11 protein-coding genes are annotated in these 11,568 nt (G+C 34.3%); 1 reads left to right on the forward strand and 10 read right to left on the reverse strand.

What is annotated here, in order from left to right:
- Positions 1-554 precede the first annotated feature (554 nt).
- From P700755_RS14940 to ltrA (P700755_RS14970), 7 genes are all read right to left on the reverse strand, one after another.
- On the reverse strand, positions 555-1,799 hold the full coding sequence (locus P700755_RS14940; RefSeq protein ID WP_015025474.1) for a peptidase: 1,245 nt from the start codon (positions 1,797-1,799) through the stop codon (positions 555-557).
- Between the two features lie 56 nt (positions 1,800-1,855).
- Positions 1,856-2,368, reverse strand: coding sequence for a hypothetical protein (locus P700755_RS14945; RefSeq protein WP_015025475.1), 513 nt, complete (start codon positions 2,366-2,368; stop codon positions 1,856-1,858).
- Between the two features lie 666 nt (positions 2,369-3,034).
- On the reverse strand, positions 3,035-3,583 hold the full coding sequence (locus P700755_RS14950) for a DUF7010 family protein (protein ID WP_015025476.1): 549 nt from the start codon (positions 3,581-3,583) through the stop codon (positions 3,035-3,037).
- A 531-nt stretch (positions 3,584-4,114) separates the two neighbouring features.
- Positions 4,115-4,654 carry a hypothetical protein gene (locus P700755_RS14955; RefSeq protein ID WP_015025477.1) on the reverse strand — a complete coding sequence of 180 codons (540 nt, stop codon included), beginning with the start codon at positions 4,652-4,654 and terminating at the stop codon, positions 4,115-4,117.
- Between the two features lie 325 nt (positions 4,655-4,979).
- Positions 4,980-5,549 carry a hypothetical protein gene (locus tag P700755_RS14960; protein WP_015025478.1) on the reverse strand — a complete coding sequence of 190 codons (570 nt, stop codon included), beginning with the start codon at positions 5,547-5,549 and terminating at the stop codon, positions 4,980-4,982.
- Between the two features lie 305 nt (positions 5,550-5,854).
- The gene (locus tag P700755_RS14965) at positions 5,855-6,253 is read right to left on the reverse strand and encodes a VOC family protein (RefSeq protein ID WP_015025479.1); all 399 of its coding nucleotides are present in this window, start codon (positions 6,251-6,253) and stop codon (positions 5,855-5,857) included.
- A gap of 225 nt (positions 6,254-6,478) precedes the next feature.
- Positions 6,479-7,849: a group II intron reverse transcriptase/maturase gene (gene ltrA / locus P700755_RS14970; protein WP_015025480.1), complete on the reverse strand. Its 1,371-nt coding sequence runs from the start codon at positions 7,847-7,849 to the stop codon at positions 6,479-6,481.
- Positions 7,850-8,092: 243 nt separating this feature from the next.
- Between ltrA (P700755_RS14970) and P700755_RS20105 the strand changes: the two genes are divergently transcribed.
- Positions 8,093-8,254 carry a hypothetical protein gene (locus P700755_RS20105; RefSeq protein ID WP_157609314.1) on the forward strand — a complete coding sequence of 54 codons (162 nt, stop codon included), beginning with the start codon at positions 8,093-8,095 and terminating at the stop codon, positions 8,252-8,254.
- A gap of 162 nt (positions 8,255-8,416) precedes the next feature.
- Here the strand turns inward: P700755_RS20105 and ltrA (P700755_RS14975) are convergent, their stop codons facing one another.
- From ltrA (P700755_RS14975) to P700755_RS14985, 3 genes are all read right to left on the reverse strand, one after another.
- Positions 8,417-9,679 (reverse strand): group II intron reverse transcriptase/maturase, encoded by a 1,263-nt coding sequence (gene ltrA, locus P700755_RS14975; RefSeq protein WP_015023976.1) that lies wholly within the window; start codon positions 9,677-9,679, stop codon positions 8,417-8,419.
- A 792-nt stretch (positions 9,680-10,471) separates the two neighbouring features.
- Complete coding sequence (locus P700755_RS14980) at positions 10,472-10,882, reverse strand: hypothetical protein (protein ID WP_015025481.1); 411 nt, start codon at positions 10,880-10,882, stop codon at positions 10,472-10,474.
- A 413-nt stretch (positions 10,883-11,295) separates the two neighbouring features.
- Positions 11,296-11,502, reverse strand: a complete 207-nt coding sequence (locus P700755_RS14985) for a hypothetical protein (RefSeq protein ID WP_015025482.1) — start codon at positions 11,500-11,502, stop codon at positions 11,296-11,298.
- Positions 11,503-11,568: the final 66 nt, after the last annotated feature.

The raw sequence follows: 11,568 nt of genomic DNA on the forward strand, positions 1-11,568 counted from the left end.
AAAGTCTTAACATTAAAAACAGGCTTTAATAAATGGTGAAATCTCGAAGCTAATTAATCTCAATATTAGAATACACTCTATCATAAATATTTAAAGAAAAACCTCCAAATACTTATTAAAATACTGTATTACAAGTACTTAATAGCAAATCAATAGCTTATTAATGGCCTCCAATGGCTTATCAATTACCTTGGATTGGAAGACCAATGGGTATGCAAAACCCATTGGTTCACCCTTAGTTCCCAGCTGGTTAAGAAGTTGAACGTTTTCGTTTTACCTAGATAGGTAGAAGTAAAACATAACAAAAAGAAATTACCCTAAAAAGTACCTCGTTTAGATAACCAACTGAAAAAAAAGGGATGCAAAGCACTCTAAAAACAACCTTCTCATCTTGTAAGGTTCTTGCCAACTCATCGAATTCCCCCTTATCTAAAAATCCTGGAATCAGTCAATAAATCATATAGCGGACTCCACTGAGTCTGCTTGTCGTGCCTTATCAGGTAGGCCTGTCAAAGTATTCGCATATTCACACTCCATATGCCAATTTATTAGCTCTAGTTATTTCTCCGGATATAGTTTTTTACTTGCATCATCCAGTCTTTTTCGATAGCTAATTTTATATAGGGTTCAATTCCAATAGATTCTAATTTTAGGTATTTTGAATGCTTTTTAGACGTTAGAACTACTAAGTAATCATCACAAGGTAGATTGTAATTAGAATCTACTATTTCGTATGCCGCTGTTCCACTCGTTCTATTTCCCAGGATGGTGCAATTTTCAAAATCACTTAGTTTATATGCAAATTGTTCTGCATTACTTGCGGTTCTGTGATTAACTAAAACGTAGACATTATTTAGTTTAATATATTTCTTTAAAACTTTAAATAGTCCGTTAGAATTTCTGTCGCCACCACCACCATTATCTCGTAAGTCTAAGATTACATTCTTCTTGGTCAAAGTTCCTTCTAGAGATTTGTAAAATTTATCGGCATCAGAAAGTGTGGGATTCCAAGAGTTAAAACTCCCCACTTTTAAGTAGGTTGTTTCTGGTGATATTTCCTCTCTTAAATAGGTGGATTCAGGATATTTTGAAACGGAATAATTAGGTATTGAGGGCTCTTTTTGAAATCGCATAGTCAGAAAAACCCCATTTTCAATCCGTTCGCCATAGGATATCATTCTTTTACTAGTCATACTTCCACCAACAGCTAATAAATAATTATGGCCATAAGGAACTAAAGTGTAAATCACTTCACCAGCTTCCCAAACTTCATTTTCTGAATCTAAAATAATAGCTCTGTAGGAATCACTTTCTACCATTTTATAAACTCCAAGAGTCATATATCCTTTTCTGAAGTAAACGCCTTCAATAGAATTAATAGGTTGCTTTCTGAGTGCTGTTCTCAGACTATCTAAACTTATAACTGGTCTTGGATAAACAGTAAAGAGCTCTGTTTTTTTAAATATTTTAAACTTAGCAGTATCATTTTTTAAATCTCCATCTAATCCTGTGTTAATGCCATAAAGATTACAATGTCTATCATTTAAGGAAAGCATCAACTTATTCAATTCAAGAAAACACTCATAACCAGAGTTTAGATTTCTAATCTCTTTTTTTATTTTTGCATATTCCATCTCATAAGCCGCTTTGCTTACTTTGTAGGAAGGTGTTTTTTGAATCTTTTCATTTAAAAATTCTAAATCCATTTTACAACTGCAATCATTGATTTGAGCATTTGAAAATGCGATTGAGAAAATAAAAAATAGAAGTGAAATAGAAGACTTTTTAAATTTTCGCATATGTTTTTTTTTTTGACCATAGCTAACGGTCTTGCTAATAATCGTTTTAATGCTTTTTAGCTTTTGTTGTAGCACGTTTTTATTTTTTCTTTTAATTCATTCCCTGGTCTTTTTAGAACCAAAGTCATTTTTTCTAAATAATTTCTGTCAGTAAATTCTATTTCAAGGACATTACTGACTTCTTGAATTTTTTCAATCTTAACGTGACCGGGCTTTAAAGTGATACCATTCTTTTCAAATTCAAAAAACGTTGGTGTCAGTGGTTTGTTCTTTCCCAAAATTTTTGTCTTACCGATCACTACAATGTTTCTATCATTCAGTATTAAGTCGCAGTTGTTGAAGGAGTAAAGTGTTTGGTATGGATCTAAGTCAAACTTGTTCTTCTTTTTAAAGACATCAAAGTTTTTGAACCAAACTTTCAAGTCCGTATAAATTTCTGAAGAATTGTCTGAGTGTGCCTGAATTATCTTTTTTGTTCTCTTTTCAAGAGTTGTCATATATATCCAAAAGAAAACTATCGGAATAGACAACACCGATACGCTTAAAATTATTTGGATGACTTGGTTCATTGTTATGTTTCTTCAAATAGGCTTCAACTTTCGGATAACACAACAAGTTGTGATATCCTCATTTTAGTGTTAGTATAAATTTAGTGATTATTTTATTATCTTGAAAGTTTTAACATTAAATACGGGCTTTAATAAACGGAGGAATCTCGGAGCTAATTAATCTCAAATCTTAATACTAGAATACACTCTATCATAAATATTTAAAGAAAAACCTCCAAACACTTATTAAAATTTTGTTTTACAAGTACTTAAAAGCAAATCAATAGCCTTCAATGGCTTATCAATTACCTCGGATTGGAAGACCAACGGGCATGCAAAGCCCATTGATTCATCCTTAGTTCCACGCTGGTTAAGAAGTTGAACGTTTTCGTTTTATCTAGATAGGTAGAAGTAAAACATAATAAAAAGAAATCACCCTAAAAAACACCTTTTTTAGATAACCAACCGAATAAAAGGGGATGTAAAGCACTTTATAAACAAACGTCTCCTTTTGTAAGGTTCTTTCCAACTCCTAAAATTCCCCTTTACCAGCAATCCCGAGTCAGTCAATAAATCATATAGCTGACTCCACTGAGTCTTGCCTGTCGTGCCTTTGCAGGTAGAGCCTGTTGAAACGGTGGCCTATCGGCACTCCATATATTTAGTTGTTGTGGCTGGTGTTTTTTATCAATTCCCTGTTAATTTCAATTTCTTTTTTTCTAAATAAAAAATAATTAATGAAAATAGAATTTCTATGGTTCCACCAATCAATCCAATTATATGAAAGGGCAGGTTAAAAAGAAATCCTCCAAATCCTGATAAAATTAATGCTGCACCGAAAGCCCAATATATACGCATACCATAAATTGAGGAAAAGACTAAATAACGAGCTCCAATAGTTAATATCATTATTGGGAAAAACCAATTAGGACGGATTTGATACACAAAATAAGCTATGAATAGTCCAATAAATAACAAAAATGTACTTTCCAAAGCGAGGGATGATAATGGGTTTCCTGTTTTATGTTTTCCAGAGCGATTTAATCCTTTAGATAGTAGTATCCCTAATGGATGAATTAGCATTCCTCCAAAAAAGAACACAAGTAGACTAATTTGTTCTGTACTCACTAATGCAGTAATTCCAGCTGTTAGCCATACAATACCAGATACAAGAGCGCCGGGACAACCCCCAAAATAGGATTTACACATATCTTCTTGTGCTTCTATAATATTCATTTCTATTTCATTTTTTTCGAAAGGTATAACTTTGGCATAACACAACTTATTGTGTTATGCCCATTTTCTTTATGATATAAATTTAGTGATTCTTTTATTATCATAAAAGTTTTAACATTAAAAGTATGCTTTAATAAACGGTGAAATCTTGGAGGTAATTGATCGACCTCTTGAATCACAATAGTAGAGAACACTCTATCATAAATGCTTAAAGTATAATTTCTAAACACCTATTAAAATTCTGTTTTATAACCGCTAATAAGCAAATCAATAGCTGACTAATGGCCTGCAATGGTAATACAATCCCCTTGGATTAGAAGACCAACGAGTTTGCAAAACCGGATGGTTCACCTTTGGTTATGAAATTAAAGGTTTCTGTTTTGCCTAGATAGGTAGACGGGAAACACAACAAAAAAATTCAAAGAACGACAAATGCGAATCTCTAAGTCTAGACTACTAGTGTTTCAAAATCAAAGTATAAAAGAGTTCTTTTTACCTCAGTTCTTTGTTGCCTGCTGGCTTTATTCATTTTTAAGCATATCCGTTTATATAAAGTTCCGAATATGTCTTTTTTTTCAAATTCACTTTCAGATTGAAATAGCAGTTTCCACCGTCATTAACTTCCATAAGTTCTGATCTCCAATTCTCACTTCCCCAATCATTGCAGAAAAAATTAATCCAAATCTCTTTTTGTCCCTTATCATTAATAATAGTAACATACTGTCGTTTGAATCCTTTTGTCTTCAATTCAAATCCTGTTTCTGTCCATCGATTGTTAGCATATATCGTATTATGCTTTTCAAGACTTTCACGTTGTTGTTCGTTATTTTCTTTTATGGCTTGTTCAATTATCTTTTCTACTTCGTTAAGTTCATTTTCTGATAGTGTGGTAAGTTCAGCATCCTTGAATATCCAATGCCAATCACTTTTATAGTCCAAAATCACATAGGTCGAGTCAGGAGTCTGGAAATGGGAGCTTACAATCTGCTTCTCAATAGTTTTGTCTGCTTGTTTTGTCTGCCCATTACAAGCAGTTAAAGAAATTATAAGTATTAACAATAATTGTTTCACGGTGTTTTTTTCAAATGTTACACAACGTTTACCAGCTATGCATAGTACGGATCATTAGCTTTATTTGATTTTTCGAAGATAGTTAGAAGGAAAATACAAAAAAAGAATAACACTAAACAGCAACTTCTTCAGATGACCAACTGAAAAAAAAAGGGATACAAAGCTCTATAAAAACAGCCTTCTCCTTTTTTAAGGTTCTTGCCAACTCATCGAATTTTCCCTTGTTTGAAATTCCAGATCAGTCAACAAACCATATAGCGAACTCCACTGAGCATATCGAAGTGTTGGCCTATCGGTACTCCATATGCTTAGTTATTGTAAAACGTTACTTTTCATTATTTAGTGGAAATGTAATTCCAACTGCAAAAGCTCCAACGAATTGTTTAACTGATGGTTGAAAATAATAAGTAAATCCTAAATCAACATTATTATTCTTTCCTAATTCTAGTCCAATTGAAAAAGGGATGTGATAAATAATTCCGCCTTTATCAATATTGTCAAAAGCTGTTAATGTTTCAAATTTTCCAATTGAAGTTCCTATTCCAATTTCAACGTATGGTGCAACCCAAGGAATTGGCGCACGAACTCTTGCTTTTCCTCCAAGTAAAAACGCTTTTGATTCGGCTTTTTCATTAGTCGGATTGTCATTTAAATCTTTTCCATTTGAACTTGTCAAAATAAAACCTGCGTATGGTCTTAATTCAAACCAAGAAGCGACTTTTAATACTAGTTCTCCTTGTACATAAAAGCCATTATCAGCAATTTCGTCAATGCTATTGTATGGTACACTAATACCATAACCAATTTGAGCATTTATTGATTTTTCTTTTATAAATTGAGCTTTAACTAAATTTGAAGTCAGAATTATAATGAATAATATCAGAGTTTTTTTCATAATTAAATAAAGTCATTGTTTAAGTTTAGTTGCGTGTTAAGAAATAAAGTTGACAAATAAATCACAGACCGGTAGGTAGTCCGCGAGGACTTTCGGATGTAGGCTTGAAGAGAGCAATTAAATTTACACGGTGTTGCCATTTCGTTGTTTTCTTAGATTTCTAATTATTCTGCTTACTTTTATTTTACGTTTCAGTGAATTCGGTCAGCGTTTTATTTCATAATTATTTCAATACCGATAGAGTGAGTATTTCCTCAACTTGCTAAATTCTGCAGAAAGTTTGGTTTTTATTTAAAACATTAATATTAGAAAGGACTTTCCCCGTTATTTATTACAACCCTATAACCATCTAAGTCTTCAAAGGTTTGAGCACCACCTTCCCAATATGGATTAAAAGATTTAACTTTCTTAAAGCCAGAATTAGAAATTCTACTTATAGCGTTTTTGTATTCTGTTTCATTTGAAACATAAAAGATTAATAGATTTTCTAAAGAAGGCGCACGCCCAGCTTTTTCATTTGTATGTGTTGTAAATTCTAAATGATAATGATGTTTTGGGTGTCCAACCATTCTTCCACTAAAATTACTATGACCATCAAATCCACCAATCACCTCAAAGCCCAGTCCTTCAACATACATTTTTGTTATTTCTTCTAAATGATCAGTTGGTCTACCAACTCTCATCACTGTATCTCTTTTTATCATCTTTTACTTTTCTAAATTTTAATTATCTTCTATTAGTTCCTCAATGAACGGGTAGAGTAGAGCCTGATTGCTTATCCAAAGTTGTCACTTTAAAAGTAACAAAATAAATAAACAATCAGCGCCCCCTTCATCAAACACTTCGACAGGCTCAGTGCAGCGCCGTGCATGAAGTTTTCCCTCACACAGCCTGCCCCGTTTTTGTCGGGGGCTTACCGATAGATTTCTTTATTGAGCTTTCGCAAGGGTTTTCAAACGTGCATACTTTTCTATGTCAAATAGGTTGTAAAATTTAACCAAATTCTCATAGGGTCGCTGGCGTAGCTTCCGATGCGCTTTCCTTCCTTTGCACTTCATCCATTTAAATAATTTGTAATCCAGATGCTTTTTAATGATTTTTATGGTTTCCCAAATATGTGTAACCTTACTGATAGAAAAGTAATTTAGCCAACCTCTTAATAATTGATTAACCTTCCATACTATCCACTCAATTGTCCAATGTTTTCGATTTGCAAATAGTTCTCGCAATTTTGAAAACAATTTAGACCGTGACTTCATACTGGGTCGTACATTGGTGTAATTCTTGGCATTCCATCCAAATTTGGACTTTATACTTCTAAATTCAAACCCCAAAAAGAATAAACTGCTCTTGCTACTATGCAAAAGTTTTGTCTTTTCTTTATTTAACGTTAATCCCATATTATCCATTATACTAGTGATATAGTCCAGTATCTCTTTGCTGAAATACCATTTACCCATCAATAGAAAATCATCTGCATAACGAACTATGCGGATGTTTGCCTTGGCAAACTTCCCCTTTGGATTGTTTACAATCTGGTCAAATGCATGGAGATATATGTTGGATAATAATGGCGAGATAACTCCCCCTTGTGGACTTCCTTTGGTACTCGCTACTAGCTTTCCGTTGGGTAGCCGTACAGGCGCAGTTAACCATTGATGTATCAAACTTAAAATACTATGATCTACCAACCTTTTCTTTAGTAAAATAAATAATTTAGTATGCGGGATGGTGTCAAAATACTTCGACAAGTCCGCATCATAGACAAATTGATGCCTATCATAAATATTTTGTTTTACTTGCTTTATGGCGTCTTTTGCTCCTCGTTTGGGTCTAAATCCAAAAGAGGTATGCTCAAAATCTGCCTCCCAAAGTGGCTCTATTAGCATCTTTACTGCCATTTGAACCACGCGGTCGCGAATTGTTGGTATTCCTAATACCCTAAAATCTCCTTCCTTTTCCTTGGGGATGAGCTTTTGCTTTACTGCTTGGCTCCTGTAGGTGTGACCTTGTAAGTCTTGTTGAATCTCGCCAAGAAAAACAGATATTCCTTGCTTTTCAATAGCGTCAGAACTTTGATTGTCTACACCTACCCCTTTAGAATAGTTGCTCCTAACTCGTCGATAGGCTTCTATAAGCGTATGGTCTTCACAGAGTTTTCCGTAAAGACTATAAGCCTTGAAGCCCTTATCTTGCTTGGCTCTAATATATAGCTTCCTCTGAAAAACACGAATAGCTGCATCGCTTTGCGATGGACTTGTTAATAGATTTACATCAATACTTGTCATTATGTCTTTCATATAAGCATATCTAAAGTAGTGTCCCTTTCCTAATTAGAGTTTTGTTGTCTCTAACATCATAGGTACTATGAACACCTCCGACTTCTCTTGCTACAGCTAGTAATTTCGTAATACTTATGTACTAGCTTTTATAGTTGCCACCATTTGTAACAAGAGACCTCCCACGTTTCGTAGTTTTCCATCTATAACCACGCCATCCCTATGACTCCGGTAGATTGTTACACTTCATACTACTGTTTATCCATGCAACATAACAGGGTTCAAGAACGTCGAAACTCTCCCCAATCTACAGATACACTTATCGAAGCTACTACGGGTTCACACTTGCGTATTACAGCTTGGTTATTTGAACATGCCCAGCTTCAGCGAAATCCTCACAAATTTAACTGTCGGCAGCTCTTCTAAATGAACAGCAAATTATTTAGGTAGGATTTACACCTACTGGAAAAACACAACTTCGTGGCGCACCAACGTCTAGGCATCGAGTAGACAAGGGGAATTTCACCCCAAGCCTCTCACAGAACCGTGCTTGAAAGTCTCCCCTCACACGGCTCTTGTTGTACAAATCTAAGCGATAATGTTTATCTGAGAAAAGTTCCAATGGTAAAACAAAGTAGGAAATTGCTTTCTTACCGTTGCCAACCATTTGTACCCTTTCCTAATACTGGTTTTATAACGCTTATACCTTTTCCTTGCCCACCAAACTAATCGTTTACTTAGTAATCGAAAGACTTTTGTAAGTTCATACATCTTAAATTTACCATAGTAACGCACCCATCCCCTAATCATTGGATTAAGGTATTGTGCCACTCCTACAATGCTTTTAAACGTAAGTTTATTTACCTTGAGTTCTTCGAGCTTGTCTGCGATTCGTTTTCTTGAACTAATACTTATAGCACAATCATAACCTAAAAATAGCTTTCTCTTTTTCTTAGAATAAGCTGTTCTTGGTTGAAAAGAGTATCCCAAAAAATCAAATCTGACCATTGGGTGATTTTCTTTTCTTCTGTAATCTCGGCAATAGACAATTTTTGTCTTTTTAGGATGTAATTCTAATCCTACCGATTCCATTCTTTGATGTACTAATTGCAGTATTTGTTCCGCATGAGCTTTTGTATTACAGTGTAATATCACATCATCGGCATAACGAGTGAAAACTACATTTTTGTCTACCTTTTCCAACCATGTATCAAAAGCGTAATGCAGAAAAAGATTTGCCAGTAAGGGACTGATTACTCCGCCTTGTGGCGTTCCTTTTCCTTTCCTTTGGGTCAGTTTTCCAGACTTTGTAACAACGGGTGCTTCCAGCCATCGTGTGATGTAGAGTTTAACCCAATTTTCAGGTACATGTTTCTCTACTGCAAGCATCAGTTTGTTATGGTCTATATTGTCAAAGAAACCTTTGATGTCTAAGTCAATTACCCAGTTTTTCTTCCAACAGTTCTCTCTTACCCTTGATAATGCTTGATGAGCACTTCTCTTTGGTCGATAGCCGTAAGAATTTGGACTGAATACTAACTCTAATCTTGGTTCAAAAAACATTTTAACCACCATTTGCCCTACTCTGTCACTAATAGTGGGTATACCCAATTTACGGATTGTACCGTCTTTCTTTGATATCTCTACTTCTTTGACAGGTGGGGGGAAATAACTCCCTGATGCCATCCGATTCCAAAGTTTGTAAAGGTGTTTACTGCGGTTGGCATCAAATTCTTGCATACCAATAGCATCTATTCCCGCACTTCCTTTGTTGGAACGCACTTTTTGATAAGCCTCCCAAACCATTAGGCGACTTATCGGTATTGATTTTGTTTCATTCCATAAATTCATCCTCACATTTTGTAAGTTGATTCGTAAAATGCAACTGTACAACTTAACCCCTTTGCTCCAGTTTCATTACAAAACCTTCTTCACTACTACGGATTAATCTGCCTCTGCTTATAACTTCGGTATTCTATCTCTCGATTGTTTCGATTGTATATTTCCCTTTGACTTGTAGCGAATCCTAATGCGGTAGCCTTACACAAGTCTATCATTCATAAGCAGTTTCCCAAGTTCCGTAAATAAGCCTGAATAAAGTTCTTGCCATCTGAATGACGCCAGTCTTACAGAAAATAAATAGGTTATCTCTGTAATTAATAGTATCAATACTATTACTTTTCACTCCGTATCATACTTCGTAGCTTTTGACTGGAGGTTCCTACTTCTCGACACCTCTTCAATGGTTCACTTTAGTTCAACTCCTTTATTCGTACCTGCTAATCTCCAGGACTAGATTCTCCTAAACGCTCAATACCAAGACTATTAATCAAAGCACCTTTAGGTGGTTTAAAGCCATCGCCTATACAACGACTCTGATGGACCTACCATCATCTTAATTACAGCATTCAACCATTTTATTTATTGCCATGGTTGATTCTTGGCACACTATGGTTAGTACGGGAATTAAAAGTAATAAACTTTCGATTAAGCACTTAGCCAAAACTTTTTATCTTGTTTTATCTTTTTTGTTCTAAAGCCAAATCAAAAGATTTGGCGGACTTCCTTAAAAGCGCTAAACTTTGGGTTAAGCACCAAAACCCGTATTAACTATAGCCATTGTTGTAGGTAGTTGTTTTTACGTTATATTCCGTCAAAGATTCCACCAATAAATTCTCCAATTCCTTCTAATAATCCGTCAAAAACGTCTCCAAAATCTAACCAAGAAGCGTCAATATCTATATCGGGAATTTCAGTCCAATCCGCAGTGGAAGAAACAGATAATCCACTTAACATTTCAGTTTTCATTTCACCATAATCACAAATTTCTCCTGTTTCTTCGTGATATTTGTCAAAATCCGAATGTGAAGAGAACGTACTCATTCCCCAACACGAGAAATTAAGTCCATCGTACCATTTACTTTTTCTATGAGCCTTTCTTACTTCCTCAGGTTTATAATACTTTTTCTTTCCATTTTCATTAACTAATATTTTTCCTAAATCTGATATGTATTCTTTTTTATTAGTTGGTGCAGGAGCACAAGATTTTCCCATAAATTTAATTTGTATTTTCGTTCTGTTTTAATTACATACAACGGTTCGCGCATAACAAAAGTGGCGACTTAAAATGAGCAAGTTTTTCGGTTAAGGTTTTACTTTTATAAAAATGCACAAAACTCCAGTTTCAGTACAAATCCCGCCATTTTTGTTATGCGCTGTTGTGTGTAGTTTTTTCGTCATCTAAATAAGATTAATTGTCTATCATTAATTCCAAAGTAGTTCTTTTCAAGAGAAACATTATGAATATCAATCTCTAATCTATTTATTATCGGTTGATTCCATTCGTTAGAAAAACAAGTAAACATTTCTACTTCTCCAAAATCACATAACTTTTTAATGTTTTTTATTAGTATTCCAGCGGATTTCTTTTGAAGTAAATAATCTTTATCAATTTCATCATTATCTATCTATTCATTAGAATCAAATATAAACCCATTTGACTCTCCGTAATGCGAAATCAAATAGTAAATATTATTCTTAGAAAGTTTATCATTTAAACCTAACCACATTTTTTCACTTACATCAATTAATTCAAGTGAGAAAAGTTCATCGAATTCGCTTTTCAGTTTTTTAATTGCATCAAAATCGGTTGATAAGAAAGCATTATAAGACATTTTTTTTTTGCTATGTTTTAATCTTTAAAGTATCATTTTTCTGGGCGGTTCGAAACTACAGCCAAC

This window comes from Psychroflexus torquis ATCC 700755, assembly GCF_000153485.2.
Taxonomy (GTDB): Bacteria; Bacteroidota; Bacteroidia; order Flavobacteriales; family Flavobacteriaceae; genus Psychroflexus; species Psychroflexus torquis.

Coding starts and splice junctions, on each gene's coding strand:
- P700755_RS14965 (WP_015025479.1), bottom strand. CDS start 6,253: ATGATAAAAAGAGATACAGTGATGAGAGTTGGTAGACCAACTGATCAT.
- P700755_RS14960 (WP_015025478.1), bottom strand. CDS start 5,549: ATGAAAAAAACTCTGATATTATTCATTATAATTCTGACTTCAAATTTA.
- P700755_RS14945 (WP_015025475.1), bottom strand. CDS start 2,368: ATGAACCAAGTCATCCAAATAATTTTAAGCGTATCGGTGTTGTCTATT.
- P700755_RS14940 (WP_015025474.1), bottom strand. CDS start 1,799: ATGCGAAAATTTAAAAAGTCTTCTATTTCACTTCTATTTTTTATTTTC.
- P700755_RS20105 (WP_157609314.1), top strand. CDS start 8,093: ATGCAACATAACAGGGTTCAAGAACGTCGAAACTCTCCCCAATCTACA.
- ltrA (WP_015023976.1), bottom strand. CDS start 9,679: ATGAATTTATGGAATGAAACAAAATCAATACCGATAAGTCGCCTAATG.
- P700755_RS14950 (WP_015025476.1), bottom strand. CDS start 3,583: ATGAATATTATAGAAGCACAAGAAGATATGTGTAAATCCTATTTTGGG.
- P700755_RS14985 (WP_015025482.1), bottom strand. CDS start 11,502: ATGTCTTATAATGCTTTCTTATCAACCGATTTTGATGCAATTAAAAAA.
- P700755_RS14980 (WP_015025481.1), bottom strand. CDS start 10,882: ATGGGAAAATCTTGTGCTCCTGCACCAACTAATAAAAAAGAATACATA.
- ltrA (WP_015025480.1), bottom strand. CDS start 7,849: ATGAAAGACATAATGACAAGTATTGATGTAAATCTATTAACAAGTCCA.